Origin of the sequence: Nonomuraea rhizosphaerae, from assembly GCF_019396405.1 — a bacterium.
GTDB classification, from domain to species: Bacteria; Actinomycetota; Actinomycetes; order Streptosporangiales; family Streptosporangiaceae; genus Nonomuraea; species Nonomuraea rhizosphaerae.
On the sequence record NZ_JAHKRL010000465.1, the window covers coordinates 1 to 20651 of the forward strand.

22 protein-coding genes and 1 tRNA gene are annotated in these 20651 nt (G+C 65.9%); 7 read left to right on the top strand and 16 right to left on the bottom strand.

From position 1 onward, the window contains the following. Nucleotides 1-43 precede the first annotated feature (43 nt). Nucleotides 44-247 carry a cold-shock protein gene (locus KME77_RS23690; RefSeq protein ID WP_043619750.1) on the bottom strand — a complete coding sequence of 68 codons (204 nt, stop codon included), beginning with the start codon at nucleotides 245-247 and terminating at the stop codon, nucleotides 44-46. Nucleotides 248-471: 224 nt separating this feature from the next. On the opposite strand from KME77_RS23690, the gene KME77_RS23695 reads away from it, so the two are divergent. Further along, nucleotides 472-1278 (top strand): HAD family hydrolase, encoded by an 807-nt coding sequence (locus tag KME77_RS23695; RefSeq protein WP_219471138.1) that lies wholly within the window; start codon nucleotides 472-474, stop codon nucleotides 1276-1278. Between the two features lie 3 nt (nucleotides 1279-1281). Here the strand turns inward: KME77_RS23695 and KME77_RS23700 are convergent, their stop codons facing one another. Both KME77_RS23700 and KME77_RS23705 read right to left on the bottom strand, forming a co-directional pair. Further along, nucleotides 1282-1800, bottom strand: a complete 519-nt coding sequence (locus tag KME77_RS23700; RefSeq protein WP_219471139.1) for a bacterial proteasome activator family protein — start codon at nucleotides 1798-1800, stop codon at nucleotides 1282-1284. A 5-nt stretch (nucleotides 1801-1805) separates the two neighbouring features. Continuing rightward, the gene (locus KME77_RS23705; RefSeq protein ID WP_219471140.1) at nucleotides 1806-2762 is read right to left on the bottom strand and encodes an NAD(P)H-quinone oxidoreductase; all 957 of its coding nucleotides are present in this window, start codon (nucleotides 2760-2762) and stop codon (nucleotides 1806-1808) included. 111 nt (nucleotides 2763-2873) lie between these two features. On the opposite strand from KME77_RS23705, the gene KME77_RS23710 reads away from it, so the two are divergent. After that, complete coding sequence (locus KME77_RS23710; protein ID WP_308250858.1) at nucleotides 2874-5009, top strand: nucleotide-binding protein; 2136 nt, start codon at nucleotides 2874-2876, stop codon at nucleotides 5007-5009. A 13-nt stretch (nucleotides 5010-5022) separates the two neighbouring features. Here KME77_RS23710 and KME77_RS23715 read toward each other — a convergent pair. Continuing rightward, nucleotides 5023-5109 (bottom strand) — tRNA-Ser (locus KME77_RS23715). Between the two features lie 51 nt (nucleotides 5110-5160). Here KME77_RS23715 and KME77_RS23720 point away from each other — a divergent pair. Further along, nucleotides 5161-5487, top strand: a complete 327-nt coding sequence (locus tag KME77_RS23720) for an STAS domain-containing protein (RefSeq protein WP_219471142.1) — start codon at nucleotides 5161-5163, stop codon at nucleotides 5485-5487. Nucleotides 5488-5535: 48 nt separating this feature from the next. Here KME77_RS23720 and KME77_RS23725 read toward each other — a convergent pair whose 3' ends face one another. The 6 genes from KME77_RS23725 to KME77_RS23750 are packed head-to-tail and all read right to left on the bottom strand — an operon-like array spanning nucleotide 5536 to nucleotide 10166. After that, nucleotides 5536-6381 (bottom strand): NUDIX hydrolase, encoded by an 846-nt coding sequence (locus KME77_RS23725; protein WP_219471143.1) that lies wholly within the window; start codon nucleotides 6379-6381, stop codon nucleotides 5536-5538. Between the two features lie 44 nt (nucleotides 6382-6425). Then, entirely contained in the window at nucleotides 6426-7214 is a 789-nt protein-coding gene (locus KME77_RS23730) for a M15 family metallopeptidase (protein ID WP_219471144.1), read from the bottom strand. A 53-nt stretch (nucleotides 7215-7267) separates the two neighbouring features. Next, a complete protein-coding gene (locus KME77_RS23735) occupies nucleotides 7268-7756 on the bottom strand; it encodes a universal stress protein (protein ID WP_219471145.1) in 489 nt (162 codons plus the stop codon). A gap of 15 nt (nucleotides 7757-7771) precedes the next feature. Further along, complete coding sequence (locus KME77_RS23740; RefSeq protein ID WP_219471146.1) at nucleotides 7772-8011, bottom strand: hypothetical protein; 240 nt, start codon at nucleotides 8009-8011, stop codon at nucleotides 7772-7774. Next, a complete protein-coding gene (locus KME77_RS23745) occupies nucleotides 8008-8424 on the bottom strand; it encodes a hypothetical protein (RefSeq protein ID WP_219471147.1) in 417 nt (138 codons plus the stop codon). The genes KME77_RS23740 and KME77_RS23745 overlap by 4 nt, the downstream gene beginning before the upstream one ends. Next, on the bottom strand, nucleotides 8421-10166 hold the full coding sequence (locus KME77_RS23750) for an MDR family MFS transporter (protein ID WP_246610619.1): 1746 nt from the start codon (nucleotides 10164-10166) through the stop codon (nucleotides 8421-8423). The genes KME77_RS23745 and KME77_RS23750 overlap by 4 nt, the downstream gene beginning before the upstream one ends. Nucleotides 10167-10330: 164 nt before the next feature. Between KME77_RS23750 and KME77_RS23755 the strand changes: the two genes are divergently transcribed. After that, on the top strand, nucleotides 10331-10909 hold the full coding sequence (locus tag KME77_RS23755; RefSeq protein ID WP_219471149.1) for a TetR/AcrR family transcriptional regulator: 579 nt from the start codon (nucleotides 10331-10333) through the stop codon (nucleotides 10907-10909). A 16-nt stretch (nucleotides 10910-10925) separates the two neighbouring features. Here KME77_RS23755 and KME77_RS23760 read toward each other — a convergent pair whose 3' ends face one another. From KME77_RS23760 to KME77_RS23770, 3 genes are all read right to left on the bottom strand, one after another. Then, the gene (locus tag KME77_RS23760) at nucleotides 10926-11384 is read right to left on the bottom strand and encodes a DUF5946 family protein (RefSeq protein WP_219471150.1); all 459 of its coding nucleotides are present in this window, start codon (nucleotides 11382-11384) and stop codon (nucleotides 10926-10928) included. Beyond that, on the bottom strand, nucleotides 11377-12129 hold the full coding sequence (locus tag KME77_RS23765; RefSeq protein ID WP_219471151.1) for a metallophosphoesterase family protein: 753 nt from the start codon (nucleotides 12127-12129) through the stop codon (nucleotides 11377-11379). The genes KME77_RS23760 and KME77_RS23765 overlap by 8 nt, the downstream gene beginning before the upstream one ends. An 80-nt stretch (nucleotides 12130-12209) precedes the next feature. Continuing rightward, nucleotides 12210-13328: a phosphotransferase gene (locus KME77_RS23770; RefSeq protein WP_219471152.1), complete on the bottom strand. Its 1119-nt coding sequence runs from the start codon at nucleotides 13326-13328 to the stop codon at nucleotides 12210-12212. A 76-nt stretch (nucleotides 13329-13404) separates the two neighbouring features. On the opposite strand from KME77_RS23770, the gene KME77_RS23775 reads away from it, so the two are divergent. Together KME77_RS23775 and KME77_RS23780 are read left to right on the top strand one after the other, a co-directional pair. Continuing rightward, the gene (locus KME77_RS23775) at nucleotides 13405-13737 is read left to right on the top strand and encodes a hypothetical protein (RefSeq protein ID WP_219471153.1); all 333 of its coding nucleotides are present in this window, start codon (nucleotides 13405-13407) and stop codon (nucleotides 13735-13737) included. Further along, nucleotides 13722-14681 carry a hypothetical protein gene (locus KME77_RS23780; RefSeq protein ID WP_219471154.1) on the top strand — a complete coding sequence of 320 codons (960 nt, stop codon included), beginning with the start codon at nucleotides 13722-13724 and terminating at the stop codon, nucleotides 14679-14681. The genes KME77_RS23775 and KME77_RS23780 overlap by 16 nt, the downstream gene beginning before the upstream one ends. A gap of 111 nt (nucleotides 14682-14792) precedes the next feature. Here the strand turns inward: KME77_RS23780 and KME77_RS23785 are convergent, their stop codons facing one another. Further along, a complete protein-coding gene (locus KME77_RS23785; RefSeq protein WP_308250859.1) occupies nucleotides 14793-15764 on the bottom strand; it encodes a sigma-70 family RNA polymerase sigma factor in 972 nt (323 codons plus the stop codon). A 1016-nt stretch (nucleotides 15765-16780) separates the two neighbouring features. Here KME77_RS23785 and KME77_RS23790 point away from each other — a divergent pair. After that, nucleotides 16781-17323 (top strand): hypothetical protein, encoded by a 543-nt coding sequence (locus KME77_RS23790; RefSeq protein WP_219471155.1) that lies wholly within the window; start codon nucleotides 16781-16783, stop codon nucleotides 17321-17323. Nucleotides 17324-17653: 330 nt separating this feature from the next. Here the strand turns inward: KME77_RS23790 and KME77_RS23795 are convergent, their stop codons facing one another. Both KME77_RS23795 and KME77_RS23800 read right to left on the bottom strand, forming a co-directional pair. Continuing rightward, nucleotides 17654-19267, bottom strand: coding sequence for a hypothetical protein (locus tag KME77_RS23795; protein WP_219471156.1), 1614 nt, complete (start codon nucleotides 19265-19267; stop codon nucleotides 17654-17656). 33 nt (nucleotides 19268-19300) lie between these two features. Then, nucleotides 19301-20332: a hypothetical protein gene (locus KME77_RS23800; RefSeq protein ID WP_219471157.1), complete on the bottom strand. Its 1032-nt coding sequence runs from the start codon at nucleotides 20330-20332 to the stop codon at nucleotides 19301-19303. Nucleotides 20333-20651 lie beyond the last annotated feature (319 nt).

Below are 20651 nucleotides of genomic sequence, written 5' to 3' on the forward strand. Positions count from 1 at the left end.
GAGTCCGCTGGAAGCGGACTCGGGGCTAACTCGCTGCTACAGGTCAGATGGCACGGACCTGGGAGGCCTGGGGCCCCTTCTGTCCCTGCGTGATCTCGAACTCGACCCGCTGGCCGTCTTCAAGGCTGCGGTAGCCGTTGCCGACGATCTCGGAGAAGTGCACGAACACGTCCGGCGCACCGCCGTCCGGGGCGATGAAGCCGAAGCCCTTCTCGGCGTTGAACCACTTGACGGTTCCCTGAGCCATAAAAGCTCTCCCTCAGGATGTGAATCTATGGGACCCGCACCTCGCGAGTCCCGGTGTGTCGTACAGCAAGCACCCGGGGTGGCTCAGACAATCTCATGCTGGTTTTCACTACGGGATCAGCTAATACAACGCGCTAGCCATCTAACACCATTCTGACGCGTTGGTGTTCCCGTCCCAAGGAAGATTTCTGGGCAGCAGCATCACCGGGCAAACTGGAACGTGTTATGCGAACCCTTGCACCGCCGCGTCTTGTGGCCACCGACCTCGACGGAACCGCCCTGCGCACCGACGGAACCATCTCTCCCCGCACGGCGGCCGCGTTCGCGAAGGTCGAGGAAACAGGTGCCGTCCTCGTGTTCGTGACGGGCCGTCCGCCCCGCTGGATGAGCAGTGTGGCGGGTGCGGTGCGTCACCGAGGGCTGGCGATCTGTGCGAACGGAGCACTGATCTACGATCTGCATACCGAGCGGATAGTGGAATCTCACCTGATCGGCGTGGACGTCCTGGAGGAGGTCGTCTCTCAGCTAAGAGCGAACGTGCCTGAACTGGCATTTTCGGTCGAGTATGAAGGCGGTTTTGCGCACGAGTCAGATTTCCCGTTGGGCGGCTGGGACCGGAAGGCGGTCGGGGGCCTGCGGGTGGGCGCGGCGACGCTGACCTCCCGGCCCTGCTTCAAGCTGCTGGCGCTCCATCCGCGTATGGAACCTGACCCGCTGCATGCGGCCGTTCACGATCTGGTGGGGCACTTGGTAACGGCCACCCACTCCAGTGGCCGGGGCCTCATCGAAATGAGTGCACTTGGTGTGACAAAGGCCACTGCATTGGCCGCACTTGCACAGCAATATGCAATCAAGTCATCACAAGTCGTGGCATTCGGCGACATGCCGAACGACCTGCCCATGCTGAGATGGGCAGGCACCTCGTACGCCGTCGCGAACGCCCATCCCGACGTGCTGGCCGCCGTGGATCACGTGACGGCGGCCAACAATGACGACGGCGTCGCTCTGGTGCTTGAGGAGCTTTACAAGTAGTCCTTACAGGTAGGGGCCCGAACCGCCGTGCGGCGGACGCTGACCCTCTTCGCCCTGCGGCACTCCGGGCAGCGCTCTGCGCATCTGCTCAAGCTGCGCCCGGGCCGCCATCTGCTGCGCGAACAGCGTCGTCTGGATGCCGTGGAACAAGCCCTCCAGCCACCCCACGAGCTGAGCGTGCGCGATGCGCAGCTCGGCCTCGCTGGGCGGGGTGCCGTTCTCGTCGGTGAAGGGCAGCGACAGCCGCTCCAGCTCGTCGACCAGCTCGGGCGCCAGCCCGTCCTCGAGCTCCTTGATGGAGGACTCGTGGATCTCCTTCAGCCGCTTGCGGCTGGCCTCGTCGAGGGGAGCCGCGCGGACCTCTTCGAGGAGCTGCCGGATCATGCTGCCGATGCGCATCACCTTGGCGGGCTGCTCGACCAGGTTGGTGACCGATCGCTCATCCTCGCTGTTATCGCCCTGACCTTGGAAGTCGGGGCCCACCACCACGATGTGGGGGGTGTTGTTCTCCTCAGCATTCATAACACTCACCGTACTAGCAGGATCTTGCCGACGTGCTCGCCCGAGTCCAACATTCGGTGCGCCTCCGCGGCCTCTGACATGGGAACCTCCGCGTGGACCACCGGTCGCACCGCTCCCGCGCCGACCAGCGGCCACACGTTGTCGACGACGCTGCGCACGACCACGCCCTTCTCGTCGACCGGGCGGGCGCGCAGCGTGGAGCCGTGCACGGCCAGCCGCTTGCGCACCAGCGCGAACAGGTCGATCTCGGCCTTGCCGCCGCCCTGCAGCCCGATGACCACCAGTCGCCCGCCCGTACGCAGGACCTCGATGTTCTTGGACAGGTACGAGCCGCCGATGATGTCCAGGATCACGTCGGCCTCGACCCGCTCGGCGAAGTCCTCGTCGCGGTAGTTGATCAGCTCGTCGGCGCCCAGCTCCTTGAGCCTGGCCAGCTTCTCCGCCGATCCGGCCGTCGCCGCGACCCGCGAGCCGAGCGCCTTGGCCAGTTGCACCGCGCACGTCCCGATCCCGCTCGCCCCGCCGTGCACCAGCAGCGTCTCGCCCCGGCGCAGCCGCGCGAGCATGAAGACGTTGGACCAGACCGTGCACGCCACCTCGGGCAGCGCGGCCGCCTCCACCAGCCGTACGCCCTCGGGCACCGGCATGACCTGCTGCCAGGGCACGGCCACGCGCTCGGCGTACCCGCCTCCGGCCAGCAGGGCGCAGACCTCGTCGCCCGGGGTGAAGTGCTCGACGTCCTCGCCGACCTCGACCACCACGCCGGACACCTCCAGCCCCGGGTACGGGGACGCGCCGGGAGGCGGATCGTAGAAGCCCAGCCGCTGAAGCACGTCGGCCCGGTTGACCCCCGCCGCGCTCACCTCGATGAGGACTTCGTGCCGGTCAGGGGTGGTGTCAGGTACCTCGCGCCACTCCAGGACCTCTGGTGGTCCCGGGGTCGTGATCTCGATGGCTCGCATGTCGACCACGGTAGCCGGGCAAGGAAGTTATGGGTTGGCGACCTTCGCCGGAACACATGGCGTTAATCTGCAAGGTATTTGCTGCCCCTTTAGGACATGGGGGACCCCACGGTGGCAAGACACGATCGAGAAGAATCTCTCGAGGAACAGCTGGCCTGGCTCGACGCGATCAAGGAGACCGAAGAGACTCCGATCTCGGTCAGCGCCTCCGGCGCCTCGGAGGAGACCGTCGTATCACCGTACCCGCAGGACCCCTGGTTGTCGGTGCCGACGCAGCACGAGACGCCGACGCCGCTGTTCAGGGCGGCGGTCGGCTCCGTGTACGGCACGGCGCCCACGGACGAGGCGGCGCCCGAGCGCAGGAGCGAGCCGCCCTCGTGGCTCGACTCCACCGACACGCAGGACGACGTCGCCCCCGCCGAGGCGCCCGCGAAGGAGCAGTCGCCGGGTGGCGGTTCGCCGGGCGGCGGTTCTTCCAAGACCGACGACGCGTTCCTGGCGCCGCTCAAGCCGCTGCCGCGGCCGGACGACACCGACTCGTACTCGCTGCTGTCGCTGCCGGAGCTGAAGCTCAAGCCGCAGTCCAAGCCGGAGCCTGAGGCGGAGAAGCCGCAGGAGAAGAAGGCCGACGCCTGGCCGGCGCCGGAGAAGAAGCCGGAGCCCTGGCCGGCGCCGCAGGAGAAGAAGTCCGACGCTTGGCCGACGCCGCCGGAGTGGCCGCCGCCGGCCGAGCCACCCGCGGCCGACGAGCCGCGTGCGGCCGAGAAGCCGCGCCTGACCGAGAAGCCGCGTCCGGCCGAGGAGCCCGCGCCGGGCGCCTCCGAGCCGCCGCCGCCCGTGGAGGACGAGGCCACCCTGCCGCGGCTGGACGTGCCGCTCACCTTCGACGTGCCCCGGCCCGCGGAGCAGCCGTCGGCGTTCGACGAGCCGCGTACGTTCGACGAGCCGCGCTCCTTCGACGAGCCGAAGAGCCCGTTCGAGGAGTCCAAGCGCGCCCTGGACGAGCCGAAGCCGTCCCGGACGTTCGACGAGCCGCCGCGCGCCTTCGGTGAGCCGCGCCCGTTCGAGCCCGAGCGCTCGTTCGAGCAGCCACGCGCCTTCAACGAGCCACGTACGTTCGACGAGCCGCGCTCCTTCGACGAGCCGAAGAGCCCGTTCGATGAGCCGCGTACGTTCGACGAGCCCAGGCGGGCCTTCGACGAGCCGCGCCCCTTCGACCACCCGCAGCCGTTCGACGACTCGCCGCCCCCGCCCCGCCGCCCCGCCCCCGTGCCGGTCTTCAGCGCCCCGCCGCGCCCCCCGGTCACCGGCAGGCCCACCGCCGACAGCCTCGACCCCGAGTCGCTGCTGCGCGGCCGCCGCAACGCTCCCTCCAAGGGCTGGCGGCGCCTGGTCTACAAGGCGTCCGGCGGCTGGATCAAGCCCGGCGAGCCGCCGGAGGTCAGAAGGCGCCGCGAGCTGGTGACCAGGGCCCGCACCCCGGTCGCCTCCGGGCACCACCGCGTGGCCGTCCTCAGCCTGAAGGGCGGCGTGGGCAAGACCACGACCACGGTCGGCCTCGGCGCCACCCTCGCCCAGATGCGCGGCGACCGGGTGATCGCCGTCGACGCCAACCCCGACCGCGGCACGCTGTCCGACAAGCTCACGCTGGAGACCTCGGCGACCGTACGCGACCTGCTGAACGAGAGCGACCAGGTCAAGCGGTACGTGGACATCAGGGCGTTCACCTCGCAGGCCCCGTCGCGGCTGGAGGTGCTGGCCTCGGACCGCGACCCGTCGGTGTCGGAGGCGTTCAGCGGCGCCGACTACCAGTCGGTCTCGCAGGTCCTGGAGAACTTCTACTCCATCTGCATCACCGACTGCGGCACCGGCCTGCTCCACTCGGCCATGGGCGGCGTGCTGGGGCTGGCCGACCAGATCGTGCTGGTCAGCTCACCGTCGGTGGACGGCGCCAGGGCGGCCTCGGCGACGCTCGACTGGCTGGAGGCGCACCACTACGGCAACCTGGTCAGGGAGGCCACCGTGGTGCTGTGCAGCGTCCGGCCGCGCTCCAAGTCGGCGGTGGACATCTCGAAGCTGGAGGCCCACTTCGCCGCCAGGTGCCGCGCGGTGATCCGCGTGCCGTACGACCCGCACCTGGAGGAGGGCGCCGAGATCGACCTCGACCGCCTGCAGGAGACGACCAGGGACGCCTACCTTCAACTGGCCGCGTGCGTGGGTGACGGTTTCGCCGCGAGGGGGGAGTAAAACCCACAATATGCGGAGGGTGTGGGATTCGAACCCACGAGGCCATCGCTGACCTGGCCGCTTTCAAGGCGGCTGCACTCGTCCACTATGCGAACCCTCCAGTGCGCACACCACCATAGCGGCTGGGATGGCGGCGGTGTACGTTCGGGAGGTGGCGGATCTCAGCGTTGAGGTGGAACGAGCCGACGGCTCCGCCACCGTGCGTCTGGCGGGCGACCTGGACAAGCTCACCGCGCCGCATTTCAAGCGGGTGCTGAGCGGGTTGGTCGCGGAAGGATGCGTCAAGATCGTCGTCGACACCGCCCGGCTCGACTTCTGCGATTCCAGCGGTCTGTGGGTGCTGGTCGAGCATCAGCGCAGGGCGCAGGAGGGCGGCGGGTGGTTACGGCTGACGGGAGTGCAGGGGGTGCTGCGCCGGGTCCTCGACGTGACCGGCCTGAAGGCCGCCTTCGACAGCGTCCTGCTCGGTCAGGTCTGACCCGGTTCCTACAGCGTCCTGCTCAGTCAGGTTCGACCGGCTTCTTCGCTAGTCGGCCAGCTGCGACAGCAGCCAGCTGGGCCCGGCCGTCCTGGCGCCCAGAGCGCCGACGCGCTCCTTGAGCTCCCGGTCGGCGGTCACCACGAGCACCCGCTCCCACGGCCGCGCCTGGCGTACGACGTCGACGATCGCGTCGTCCCCGCTCCCGGTCGCCGCGACCACCTGCACCCCCGGCACGGCGGGCGCGCCCTTGGCGGCGCCCTCCACGACCGCGACGAGCCTCGGGTACCACTGCGCCAGCACCGGATGCCGCAGCCGCAGCTCGGCCACCTCGGCCAGCAGCCGCTCCGTCGCGCCGAGCCGGTCCTTCCACCAGCCGTGCTCGTGACGGGCGCCGATGATGTTCGCTATGTCGAGGACCACGGTCTCGGGCTTGAGCTCCTCCTGGACCTGGCCCCAGGTCGCGGCGAACCCCGGATGCAGCTTCTTGCGCGCGATCTCCGGCAGCGCCAGCCAGCGCAGGTCGGTGCTCTCGCTGTTGGCGGGCTTGGCGGCCAGCCGTTCCACCGACTCGGCGATCACCGTCTCGAACGTCCACCCGCCGTGGTCGTCCAGGTAGACGCCCTGCACGCGCAGCTCGTCGCCGGGCAGGGCGGCCTCCTCGTGGGCCTCGCGCAGCGCGCTGGCCACGGCGTCCTCGTGGCTGTCGCGCGCGCCGCCGGGCAGCCCCCACGTGCCGCCGTGGTGGCTCCACCAGACGCGCTTCTGCATGAGCACGTACGGTACGCCGCTCGTGTCATGGTGCACGGCCAGCAGCCCGGAGGCGCCGTGCAGCCCCCAGTGCCTGTGCCCGCGCCCGCACTCGGTCCAGCCGTCGCCGTCTTTCGCCGCCATGTGTCGATTCTCTCAGGCCGTTGTCGTCGGCTGCCGCGACGCGCCTAACGGCCGTTGCGGCTGAAGTGCTGGTAGTCCTTGGTGCCCGACCAGGAGCCGCCCCATCCCCAGCCCACCGACGCGAACGCCTTGACCACCCGGTCACCCGAGTTGATCACACCTTTGCCCTTGGCGGGGCGCTTCGCGAACTTCTTGGCGTTCTGATGCGCGGTGCTACCGGCGGCGGTGACGTACGGGTTCTCGCGCGGGTTGATGTCGATGGCCTCGCCGTAGGCGTGGTTGGACCAGTTGCTGGAGCCCGTGGCGGCGCGGCAGTTGAAGGCCGAGGTGTTGTCGGCGTCGATCGAGTCGAAGTCGTCGGCCTTGTAGGCGTCGACGAGCCGCATCTGCTTGATCGGGTAGCGCATGTCGTACAGCTTCCTGAAGACCTTGACGACGTCGTCGGTGACGGTCCTGCGCACGACCAGCTCGCCGGTGTGCGCTTTGTCGTCGAAGCCCCAGTACGTCATCGTGATCAGGCGCAGGTCCCGGTAGTGGACCGGGCAGCCCGAGCGCCAGGAGTACGGCAGGCGGGCGCGCGCGACGGCGCTGACCTTGGCGGCGAACTTCGGCGGGCCCTCAGGCTTCGGCGCCGGGCTCGACGCGGCCGACGACTCCGACGGCGACTCCGACGGCGACGCGGCCGGCGACTCCGACGATGACGTCGAGAGCGGGGTCGGGGTCGCGGGCACGGGCGGCTGGGTGTCCGGCGAGGCGGCCGACGACGCCACCTGCGCCTGCCCGCCGCACGAAACGGACGCGAAGACCACGAGGGCAGCGGCAGCACGTTTCATGCGGCCACCATATGCGACCTGCGCCTGAGGTCAGAGCACTATCGACGCTCAGGTCAGGGCACTATCAGCACCGTACGGCGAGCCCGTCTGGCCAGCCCGACGGCCACCGACCCCGCACCGAACGTGTGCCACATCGAGCGCGACCGCCCCACCACGATGGCGTCGGCCATGCAGGACGCGGCCAGCATCTCCAGCTCGCGCGCCGTGTCCCCGCGTACCCTGACGAACCGCCACGGAACGCCCACCCCGCTCAGCTCCGCGCGCAGGTCGTCGGTCAGGTCCTCGAACGAGTCGGGGATGATCGGCGAGCCCGCGAAGAACCACAGGTTGGCGCTCGTGAGCGTCTCGACGAAGGCGATGACCAGCGCGGCGCCGTCCCGGCGGGCGAGCCCGGCCGCGTACGCGAGCGCGTTGCGGCTCGGACCCGATCCGTCGAACCCGACGACCAGCAGTCCGGTGCCGTCCTTGCCGATCTCGAACTCCCCGCTGGGGAGCCTGCCTAGCAGCGGCTCCCAGCGGTCGTCTGTGCTACCGCCGAACACGGCACGCCTCGCACGTCAGCCGTCGGCGACGTGCTTGCCGCGGCCGGCCAGCTCGCGCAGCGCGTCGGCCGCGTAGACCACCAGCGCCACGAACGAGACGGCGGCCAGCCCGCCGCCGATCCACAGGTCGTTGACCGTGGCGTCAGCGTAGGCGGCGCCCCTGGGCTGGTACCCGACCGCGAACGGCGCGGCGACCAGCCACAGCCCGGCCAGGAACAGCAGGATGAGGGCGGAAACGCCCACTTTCGCCTTCATCGGTTCTCCTCCACTCCGACCAGGGTCGGCTTGCCGTTCTGGCGGTGCTCACCGGGACGGTTCAGGTCCTCCCTGAGCGCCTCGACGAGCGGGGCGAGCAGGGTGGCCAGCTCGGCCGACGACGACTGCGGCGCGGGCGCCACGGGCTCCGGCTCAGGCTCGGCGACCTTCTTCTGACGTACGGCCACCAGGCCGCGGACCACGAGCTCCTCGTGGATGGCGGCGGCGAACGCGAGCGCGCCGGCGAGCCCGACGATCGCCACGCCGAGGCCGGTGAAGAACTCGGACGTGGTCGGGTTCGTCCAGTCGGCGTTCTCCGGCTGGGTGCCGAGGGCGAACGGGGCGATCATCAGCCACAGCCCGGCCATGAGCGCCAGGGCGGCCACGACGGCGCCCACGAACTTGCGAATCATTGTGTGACTCCTCCTGTTACGAGGTCTTTCTGCGGCGGCGCGGCCTGCGCGATCAGCGCGCGTGAGGTCGGCCGCAGCACGTTCTGGGCGACCGAGCGGGCGCGGTCACGTTCGGGACGGTCGTCCTCGGGCGGCGCCATCCTGGCCACCGCCGACAGCAGCGCGGACGGCTGGCCGTTGACCCGCTCGATCCGCTGCGCGATGAGCTCCAGCAGCAGCCCGGCCAGGACCAGGTCGTCCTTGCTGAGCGTCTGGGGGTCGGGTTCGGGCGCGGGCGCCGCGTTCCCCCTGAGCGGCAGCTCCTTGAGGAAGAGCGCCGCCACGAAGCCGAGCAGCGCGATCGGCACGCCGACCATGAAGACGGTCTCCAGGCCGCGGGTGAACGACTCCAGGACGATGTGCTTGATCGGCTCCGGCAGCTTCTGGATCGCGTCGGGGCTGCCCAGCTTGAACGACGTGCCGCCGGGCAGCGAGATGTGCGCCGCGCGCAGCATGTCTTCCATCTCGGCCTTGAGGCGGTTGGTGAGGATCGCACCGAACGCCGCCACGCCGATGGCGCCGCCGAGCGAGCGGAAGAACGACACACCGGCCGTGGTGGCGGCCATGTCACGCAGCTCGGAGCCGTTCTGGGCGGCGAGGATGAGCATCTGCATGCACAGGCCCAGCCCGATGCCCAGCACCGCCACGTCGAACCCGATGAGCCATTCGCTCGAGTCCACGTGCAGCCGTGACAGCATGAACAGCCCGACCGCCACGATGAGCAGGCCCACCACCGGGAAGATCTTCCACTTGCCGGTCTGGGTGACGATCTTGCCGGAGATCACGCCCGCCAGGAACAACCCCACCACCATGGGCAGTGTCATCAGCCCCGACTCGGTCGGGCTCAGTCCCTTGACGATCTGCAGGTACTGCGGCAGGTAGATCATCGCGCCGAACATCGCCATGCCGACGAACAGCGACGCGGCGCCGGTCAGCACGAACGTGCGGTTCCTGAACAGCCTGGGCGGCAGGATCGGGTTGCGCGCGATGCGCTCGGAGAGCACCGACAGCGCCAGCATGAGCAGGGCGAGCGCGCCCAGGGCGTAGGTCCAGAACGAGTTCCACTCGAACTCCTGGCCGCCGAGCGTCAGCAGCAGCATCAACGCGCTCGCGCTGGCCGTGATGGTGGTCGCGCCCCAGATGTCGATGGAGGTGTTGCGCTTGACCTTCGGCAGCCGCAGCACCTTCTGGATCACCGCGAAGGAGATCACGGCGAAGGGGACGACCACGTAGAAGCACCAACGCCAGCCGAGCCAGTCGGTGTCCACGATGAACCCGCCGAGCAGCGGCCCCGCGACCGTGGAGATGCCGAAGACGGCGCCCATGTATCCCGAGTAGCGGCCACGCTCCCTCGGCGAGACGATGTCGCCGAGAATCACCTGGGCCAGCGCCGACAGGCCGCCGACACCCAGACCCTGTACGGCGCGGGCCGCGATGAGCTGGCCCATGTTCTGGGACAGCCCGGCCACGAGCGACGCCGCGACGAACAACCCCAGAGCGGTCTGGAACAGCAGCTTCCTGCCCCACAGGTCGGATAGCTTGCCCCACAACGGTGTGGACACCGTCATCGTCAGCATTGTGGCCGACGCCACCCAGGAGTATTGATCCTGGCCGCCGAGCTCCCCCACGATCGTCGGCAGTGCCGTGCCAACCACCGAGGTCGAGATCATCGAGGTCAGCATGGCGAGCATCAGCCCGGACATGACCTCGAGAATTTCGCGGTGGGTGTAGTGCCGCCTCGCGGGGGCTGCGGCCTGTGCCTGCGCTACCAAGACACCACATCCCCTTCTGTACGCTTTGTCGCATATGAGTATACGCCTGTTTACTAGCCGCGCGGCAAGGAGGGGTCGTTGAGTAGAGTTCGGGCATGGAAGCGCAGTTGACGGAGGTGACCGAGGTCCGGCAGCGTGACCGCGAGGCCACCCGCCGGCGGCTGCTGGAGGCGGCCCGCGGGCTGTTCGGCGAGTACGGCTACGAACAGGTGACGGTCCGCATGATCGCTTCAGCGGCGGACGCCAACATCGCCCTGGTCGGCCGCTACTTCGGCTCCAAGGCCGGCCTGTTCGGCGAGGTGCTGGCGGGCGAGCCGACCGTGCGTGCCGTGGTCGAGGGCGACCGGGCCGGGCTGCCCCGGCGGCTGGCCGCGTACGCCGCCGCACGCATGTCGCACGGGCCGGAGAGCCCCGTCCTGCGATCACTCGAAGGCGCCGCCGGTGACCCCGAGGTCCAGCAACTCGTCCGCGATCGTCTCTCGACCGTGGTGATCGAGCCCATGGCCGCCATGATCGGCGGCCCGGACGCGCACGCCAGGGCGCGGATGGCGGCCTCGGTCTTTCTCGGCGTCGGCTCGATGCGCCGCCTGGTCGGCCCCCGGACGGCCACCCCCGCCGACGTGGAGCGCCTCACCGCCGTCTTCGAGCTCTGCCTCGGCCTGGACAGCGACTGACCGGCCCGGACGGCGACTAACCCGCACGCCGCCACGCGCTGACGGTGTCGGCTGCCCACCGGCGCATGCGTTCCTGATGCCCCTCGGCCGGAAAGGAGCCGTCCACCGCGACGTCCACGATGGTCGTGGCGAACGCGGCCGGCGGCACGGCGTCGTCCGGAAGCGGCGGCACGCCCGGAAAGTCGTCCGCGCCCGGCGCCCGCCCGCCGTGCCTGTGCGAGTTGAGCCGCCGCGCCCGCCGCGCCATGGGCCCGAGCGCGGCCGGTCCGCCCTCCACGTAGACGTGCAGCGCCGCCCAGTAGTAGCCGGTCCTGGCCATGCTGGAGGAGTGCTGGAAGGAGAAGCACGCCACCGAGACCGCGTGCACGTCGGCCCACGGAGCCCGCATCGAGAAGTCCAGCGCCAGGAGCCGCTGGAACAGCTCGCCACAGTCGTCCGGCGCGGCGCACTGCCCGCACGTCTTGGCGTCAGGCAAGCGGCACCTCCTTCAGCGTGCCGTCCGGCAGCAGCTCCAGTACGGCGATCGCGTCCGTGCCGTGGATCACCTGTGAAAGGCAGATCACGTCCGTGTTCCCGACGCGTTCCCTGAACGGCGCGTGCATGTGCCCGCACGCGTGCACCTGCGGCCTGAGCCGGTCGGTCAGCTCCCGCACCCGTTCCCGCCCCACCGGTGTGTCACCCCGGTGGAGGTACGACAGCCCCGACGGCCATTCATGGGTGAGCAGCAGATCGACGCTCTTTCCCCGAGCCTGCCGCAGCAGTTCCTCGACCTGTGGCCGGGTGAAATAGCCGTACTCCTTGAGCCGCTCCGGCGTGATGGCGGGCGGCACGTCCGGCTCGCTGAAATGCCGGGAGTGAATGCCGGACAGGAAAGCCACCCGCAGCCCGCCGACCTCCCGCACCCCGGACCGCCCGAGAAAATGGAACCCGGGCGCCCACTCACCGGCGCCCTGCGCGTCCAGCGCCGGCCACGGCTCATGGTTGCCGCCGATGAAATAGACGGGCGCGCTCATGCTCCGCCACCCCGCCGCGAACTCCGGGAAATCGCCGACCTTGCGATACTTGGCCGGCCCGGCGACGCCGAGGCTTTCCTCCTCGGACCTGTTCGGCTCGGCGTCCCCGACGCTGAAGATGGCCTCGACGCCGCCGGCGTGCCGCCGGACCAGCGCGTCGGCCTTGGCGAAGTTGGCGTGGATGTCGCCGACGATCGCGAATTTCATGGCTTTGATGGTCCCGGCAGGCGCGGCGACCGGACAACCGAGTTTTCTCCGCGGACGTTTTTGTCATGCGGACGTCTTCGTCATGCGGAGAAGGCCGGATACCCGGGAAGCTCAGCGACGTCCCACCCGGCGGTCTCCCGCAGCAACTCCCGCACGACCCCGCCCAGCACCGGCAACTCACCACCGCCCAGCACCGGCAACTCACCACCGCCCAGCACCGGCAACTCACCACCGCCCAGCACCGGTGACTCACCACCGTCCAGTTCCGCCAGCAGATAACGCCACCTGTGCCGCAATATCTGCCGCCAGGTCGGCACGGACGGCCGCGTACGATGCATGGGCCGATCCTCCGCCCGCGCCCGCGGCAGGACCATCGCCGTCATGAACATCGTCCACGTGGCCACGGCGTGCCGCACTCCCCGCGCCCACAGGAAATCGTCGGCGAGGTCGGGATAGAGCCGGACCACTTCACCCCGATAAACGGCCTCGATCTCCTGCGACACCTCGGCGGGCAACCGGAAGACGCACCAGCAGGTGGCGAAAGGCATCCGCGTGTACGCCGCGTCCAGAAAGGCGGAGTGGAACCCGGCCCCCTCGAAGTCGAGCACCCTGAACCCACCCGGCGTGAGCAGGTTGTTGTCCGGGCAGATGTCACCCGGCGAGAACACCGGATAACGCCGCATGCTCTCGGCGACGGCGCCGATCTCCTCCCGCAAACCGTCGGGCACCACGGGCAGCCAGTCGGCGGGATCCCCGATGCGGTCGAAAACGCTCAGCTCGTCGTCCCCTTGCGAGTATTTCGCGCGCAGGTCGTCGAACTCCCGCTCCCGTTCCGCCCCGGCGAGGGCGATCCGCCCATATGTACGCGCCCACGATCGCAGCGCGTCCCTGGCCTGCCGCGCGGAGGAGCCGAGCAGCGCGTCCGCCAGACTGGGCGCGTCACCGAGGTCCGACATGACGATGAACGGAAACGACGCGTCCACCGCCAGCGGTTCGGGCCCTTCCGCGCACACCGCGAGCCCGGCGGCCTCGGCGGCGAATCCGGAGCGATCCTTATACGCCTTGACGATGACACTGCCCCCGGCCCCGGACCCAGTACGGCAGCGCAGCACGGAGCTGCGGGAACTCCCTCCCAGATCGACCGGATCCGTGAGCTCCTGTCCGAGCGCCTTCGCCGCCGCCACAACTATGTCGTTCACGAATCCATGATCCTCTATATACGTTTGTTAACGAACAGGTAGCGCCGCTGTAACATGCCTTCATCACGATCCCGATATGGAGATCAATCACAAGCAGCTGAGGGAGAAGGCCGCTCCCGCGTTCGACGAGGCGGCCGAAGCCGTCCGGAAGGCGGTTGACCGGGCGGAAGACGCCTTACGCCCCCTGAACGACTGGCCCACGGGAGAGGACGTGGACAAAGCGTTCGTCGAGTGGTTCAGGCCGAAGCGCAACGAGATGATCAAGCTGATCGGGGAGTTCGCCGGCGTCTACAACGACATCGCCGACGGCCTCGACTCCATGCAACGGAACGTGGCCAAGGTCGACTGGGGCATCGCCGACGACCTGAAGATCAAGGACGTCCCGGTCTACAAGTGGCCGGACGAGTGATGGTCTCACCGAGCACGCTGCTGTTCATCCTCGCGGCAGGCGGCGCCGGCAGCATGATCTGCCTGCGCATCTACGCGAACGTCACAGCACCGGAAATCCCGCCGAGTGAGCTGCGCCAGGCAGCGGGCATCTTCCGTCAACTGGCGAACGACCTCGATGACCCCAAGACCGGAGTGTCGGAGAAGGCCGATTCCGCCGCCTCCTCCGTCTGGCAGCACAACAGCGGCGATTCAGTCGACGCCTTCGCCCTGCTCTACCTCACGAACATCAGGCTGTTCCCCGGCGCGTTCGCCCGCGACTGCCGTGTTATCGCCGTCGGCTGCGACGCGTACGCGAAGCTGGTCGAAGACGTGAACAAACGCTTCGCCGAAATCGAGAAGGCCATTCTGCAGCTCCTCTGGCTGGTCGCCTTCCAGCCGATGACCACCGCCATTTACGGAGCGGCGCAGGCCATGGCGGCCGTGCAGCTGGCAAGACTGGTGAAGATCGCCCAGACGCTGAAGATGGTCTTCGGTACGAGCGCGGCGCGGATTCTCCAGATGGCGTTCCCGAAATACCTCCTGACCACTCTCAACTACGCGGCCATGGACGGCGCCGCCTACGCCTCGGGCTCCCTCGCGCTCGACAGGGTCGTCGACTACGACTACGGCCTGCCGATGGGCTCCGCCGGTGACAACGCCGCCGAGTTCGGCAAGATCGGGGCCGCCAACACCGGCTACATCCTCGGCTACGACATCGCCAAACTGGGCCTGCGCGGCCCGGCCACCCGGCAGAGCGAACTCCTGGCCCGCTTGATCGGCTCGGGCTTCGGCTACACCCCGGTCAAGAGCGCGCTGGACGGCGACGGCGAGATCATGACGACGCCGGACGAATGGGCGAGCAAAATCGAAGGCCACGGCCTGCGCGCCCTCATCTTCCCACCGGGCTGGCGTTTCGGCCGGTAACCGGCCTTCGATCGGTAACCGGCCCGAGAACGCCGACGAAGAGCGCACCGGCCAGGGCGACGCGGCGGTCACCGCACCCCTGAGCCGGTACGCGACGCCGGCCAGGAGCCGTCATTCCTTGACGACTTCCGGCAGCCCGAACACCCCGAAGTCCGCCGCGAGAAACGACACCACCTCGGCGACCTCCGTCCCGCGCAACGTGAGCACGTCCAGCCCACCCGGCACGTACACCCCCCGCCCCTCGTCCCACATGTACGTCCCGAACGCGACCTGCCCGTTCGCCCGAACGGGCACGAACCGCCACCGAGTCGCCAGCGGCCTGTCCACCAGGAACGCCCGGACGGCCGCCCGCCCCTCGTACCATTCGGTCAGCGGCGGCATGGAGTACCTGACGTCCTCTGTCAGCATCGCCACGATCGCGTCCACATCCCCGCGCTCCCAAGCACTCGCGTAACGCGCCGCCACCTCCTGAACGCCACCGTCCTCCAGGGATCGCAGCACGGCCTGCTGACTGCGCTCAGGCACCCGATCCGCGACGATCCGCCGAGCCCGCTGCAGCGCACTGTTGACCGCCGCCACGCTGGTCTCCAGCAGATCGGCGACCTCGCTCGCCGAGAACCCCAGCACCTCCCGCAGCACCAGCACAGCCCGCTGAAGCGGCACCAGATGCTGCAACGCGGCCACGAACGCCAGCTCGACCCCCTCCCGCGCGACATACCGAGCCTCAGGCCCCAGCCTGTCATCGGGATACGGCTCCACCCACACCGTCTCGACGTCCGGCGTCGCGTCCGAACTGAGGTCCGCCGGCAACTCCCGCCGCCCCCGCTGCTCCAGCACCGTCAGACACCGATTAGTAGCGATCTTGTAAAGCCACCCCCGCACCGACCCCCGCCCATCAAACCGCCCCAACCCCCGCCAGGCACGCACGAACGACTCCTGCACCACATCCTCGGCATCCTGCACAGACCCGAGCATCCGGTAACAGTGCGCCAGCAACTCCCTCCGAAACGGCTCCACAAGCTCCTCAAAAGCCGCAGAATCCCCCGCCCGCGCCGCCTCCAGCAACCCCACCTCTATCGGCACCGCCCCTCCAATCACCACAGGCCACCGACCTCCCGCAAGATGGACGGCACCGCCCCCGGAGCGGCACTCACCACCCCTCAACGCGTGGTGTAAGTGAACCAGTATCCCCTCGTACGTCCCGTGTAGCAGCGGGCGAAGTCGGACCGCGTGTGCACACAATCCTGCCGGTCATAACCACACCTGTACGTCTTGGTGACCTTGACGCCACTCGCCTGGACGCCCTCTCCTGACCACCGCTCACCGCCATCGCCGCCCCCGCCGGAACCGCTGACACGGCGCCAAGACAGAGCAGGGTGCCCGCAGCGAAATGCCTGAATCGCGTGAGTGAATATCCTTCGGCTCTCGACCTTCCGTGGAAAGAACGCGTCCGAAGGCAGCGACGACCCGACGACCGACTTCCATCCGACTTCACCGCTCAGCTCGACGCCCGGGCCCGCCCGCCCCAGGACATCAAAAAGGCCCTCTCCCGACGAACAGGAGAGGGCCTTCATGTACTGCGGAGGATCGGGGATTTGAACCCCGGATGGTGTTGCCACCAAACCGCATTAGCAGCTAGGGGGACGATCATCCCATACCTTCTCATGTGGACCAACACGGTCGAGCGGTCGTGCTGGAACGGGTTGGATCGCGAGTGAACTGCAACCCAAACTGCAACCCACTTCGGCGTCGATCGCGCTGCCGATGATCTACGCCCGATCAGGCACGCAACGGGCACGCCAGCCACAGTGCCCGGTGGGCCGGGGCTGAGGAACGAAGCCCTGGACCTTCGATCGCCCCCAGCCACCCACGGCGGCCAGCCACAGACAGGCGATCGTGAGGGCGTATCTGCGCGGAGTGCCATACGGATCAAATCGCATTAACAGCTCGGGCGGCTAGCGTGCAGGACAGTCCTACCTGGAGCGACGCCCCTTACCGATCCGCCTGGAATGCACTCGTACGACGGCGCATCTCGATTTCGTGCTTCCATAGGACTGGCCCATGAGGCATCCGGTATGCGCAAAGATGGGAGGGCAAGAATGATCACTCAGTTGATCACTGTTGCCGCTGTGCTTGTTGGTGCTGCAGCCTCTTACTTCGTGACGAGAGCATCCGAAAGAGAGCGCTTTAACCGCGAGATGAAAGTAAGGTGGGATCGTCCGCGGCTAGACGCTTATGTAGCTTACATTTCTGCCTTGAAGATGGAATATACAACTGCTCAGAAAATGTTTGACATTCTCAAAAAAGACTCGACCTCCGCCGAGATTCAGCTACTCCTCGATACGCTGCAGCAAGCCGACTTGCGGCGGGCGGAAATGTTTGAGACGGTCATGCTTCTGGCTGATGCTCCTACGATACAAGCAGCCCATGAGCTGAATACCAAGATGTGGCGCCTAGAAAGATCGGTATGCAATCGCGACGATCTTGAGAAGGCGACCTGGTATCAATTTACTGATGCATGGATAGTTGCTCTCAATAATTTCCACGAGTCGGCTCGGGCGAGCTTGGGTGTTAGTGGCGGTATCAGCCGTCGAGACGTTGCTCTGTTACTGCCGTCTCCTCGCGCCGATCAGGATGGGTAGGTGTTCTATGACGACTCTTGACGGCGCGCCATTGAGGACGTTGTCAGCTGGGAACAGCAATGATCGCCCGACATCAGGGCGTTGAGCTGGAAGAGGGCAAGTCGTGAGTGAGCATGGTTGGCCTCTCGTTACCCTGTCTAATTGCACACTAATTGCACGACGATTAGTTCGGGGCTCGCGGTCGCGTTTCGCGTCAGATAGAGCGCGCCCAACTGGACCTAGGATCTGGGGTCGGTGCCGCTGGTCTGTTCGAATTGTCCCGAGGTGACGGCCTATGCCGCGCACGGCTTGTAAGAAATAGGCGCATATCGCTCTGTGATGGATACCTTGTCATTGTTCGGTAGCAGGCTTTTCCAGCAGAGATAGTGTCATGGTGTTATCCGTGCCTGCCTCGAACTCGATCCTCACCGGCGTATCAGGTGCTATATCGGAGTCAAGATCAGGCCACTTGGTAACTCTGGCGTTGGCCATCAAGCGCCTAACTATGCCTATCGGAATATCATTCCCCGCAACTCTGAGCATCATTTCGCCGTCCGATAGTAGTTGGCTACTACCATGCATGATTGAACCAGCTAGGGAAGTAAGCGCTCCGGCCGTACTTGTTATGGATAGCTTAGACCATTTTGTGTTAACGGTTCGCCCTGCCAGTAGTTGCTGCGCCATATATAGATCGCGGGCTTCGTCGGGCTCAAATCGTTCGGGCAATACGAAGTAGACGCCAGTTGCCTGCTGTACGTCGTCTACTGCGCTTACGAGCGAGAGGAGCCGACCAGTATCCTCGCTGATAGCCTCATCGATTGGGATTGTTGGGATCAGAAGCTCGTTCTCCATCCAAATGGCTACCGAGTTAGGGGATCGGTAGTCGTTTAGGAATCGGAGCGATGGCAGCAGTGCTCCAGCAAGGAGGAGCTTCGGGGTTGAGTAATTGCACTGCAGCGTAATCGTTTCCTTGACGGAGTCTATGTTAATAGTCAGCCCGACCCCCTCCGTCGAATCCTTCAAAGTGATTTCGAACGAATTATTCGTGCGTTGCCTGAAGTGACCCTCAAATGGAAGCCCGACTCTAATGCGACCAAGCTCGTCCACTATCCGCACACTACAATGGAAATGGTCAGGCAGTGCGTGAAGACGGGAGAAGCTCAGGGCCAGTTGGTCGACTAGGCCAGCGGGTTTATTTGGCAGGAAAACGGTGATTCGCTTAGATGGGGCTGGAGAAGATGTAGAAATGATCCCAAGATGAGGGGGCTCCGTCGTTGTTTCGCCCTCGGTGACTGCAGATGTTAGGCCTCGAATGGTCGATTCGATATCTTCGTACCTATCATACTGAGCGCTTGGATATTTTGGCCATGCCGTGAGGGAAACTCCGCTATTCTGGTCGGTCGATATACCGAAAGCGTAGTAGGGGTCGAGATCGTTTAGTTGATTCGCGACAGCGTTCAGCTTCTCGCTAGCGCCCGACTCGCCATGTGCAAACGATCTGGACTCGGTGATTATGGTCCTGAAGACCCGCTGAAACTCTGCGAGCGAATTGCCAAAGAAGTAGTGATAAACGGCGGGATGGGATGTCAATTGAGCATCTAGCCAGGCAGGCCCATGCCAGGACAGCTGGAAGGGGTAGCGCTCTGCAAGGGAACTAAACCAATCCATCACCTCGGGCGTGGGTTCAATTGTGGTGATCAAACTCCAGGAAGCGGGCGAATTATCTGCAGCCTTCCCTATGGCAGCAGCTATTTGTCGTTTTCTAAGCTTATCGAGCCGCCCTGGAATATGCTTGACCTGAAATACGGCCTGCGCGCCAAGTCTTGCAAATGCTATGTCTCGGCCGTCATCGCTTCCAAGGCTATCTATTCTTCGCGTCTCGGGATGAAGAAGGCTGACAAGCGTGGAACATATAGCCTCAAACAATTCAGGGCTTATAGACTTCCAGTCTACGTGCTGACTCATGGCGTTTGAGCTCCCTCCGCATTGCGGACTCGATCAGATATTCTGCGGGGTTGGCGCATCGTCGCCGAACATGGCTTGAGGGACTACTATCACAGCTGTTGCTGGTGCCGTTCGGTTTATTGGATCGTTTCGAACCATGATGGAATTGGTTGTCAATAGGTGAGGTTGTGCCTGATTCTCTGTGGCGTCCAGCGCATCTGCAATAGTAAAAGCGCTTTTATCGCAGAAGACGCGAGCTACGTAACGATCTTCAGGACGGGGTAGGTCAACTTCTCGTGGCATCTGAAACTTCGTCTTCATCAGCGCCATAGCTATCCACCACGTCTCGTAGAAGATTTGCATGTAGCTCTCATCATGCGGAATTGGGCAGATGACCAGGTTTTTGCTGGAGTCCCTCTTGATCCGATCGGATCTACCAGAGCTGGCGGGCACGATTCCTATGCGTAGACCTGCATCCCCCTGCAGGTGTCGTGGATTGGTCTTAACCGTGGTTCCAACCCAATGATCCAACGCTAGCGACCCCAGAAGTAGGTCTGCTTTCCAGAGACCTCGAATACTCTGCGGGAGCAGCGTTCGAGCGGAACGTTTTCGAAAGGCAGAGGCAATGTCAGCTAGATGGCTTTTCAATGGGATCGGGGGCTCCTGCGGGCTTGAAAGGACAACGCTATGATCGGTTATCAGGTGCATATGCGTATTGATTAGCTGCTCTGATCCGGCCTTCTCTACAGCGAAAAATATCGACTCCGTCTGTCCTTGTCGAATTCGACATTCCTTTAATGCGTCTGTGACTCGTTCCAGCACAGCGGGTTGCCGAGTCAAAACTGCATCATGAATGGCATACTCAAAGGCAAGTCCGACATCGCCATCTCCGCGGGAGTGGAGTCGGCCCAGCTCGCGGAGGGGTAAGGCGCCACGAGGCTTGTTTGTTGCCGCATAATCGAAGTCCTCAAATATTTCTGCGTTTAAGGAATTCAAAAGCGATGCCAGAATGGGGCGCATTATGGCTATCTTTGCTTCGACGGGGTCGGCGACTGGAGAGGCTTGTCTTTCGGTGCGAATTTCCATCTATTGGACCTCTGTGATCTGTGTCTTGCCGCCTTTGGGGTTCGACTAGCGCCACAGAGTACTACCGACCTCTTTGTCTCCATGGGTGCTATTTCCGATACTACACAGGCTGTCCTTAGGGCCGGACATCTACGGCGACGAGTGCTGGTCATGATTGGAGCTGCCTATGGCGCCCGTCGCCTGTCCTCCTGAGAACGGGACACTTCGTTCCGAAAGTTCGAAGGATCGGTGCTCAAGTCTGACGGCGAAGAGGGATTCTAAGGGCCGCGCGGCGGCGCAGCTGCCACCTTGATCCCTATGAGATCAATTCGGCAAGCTC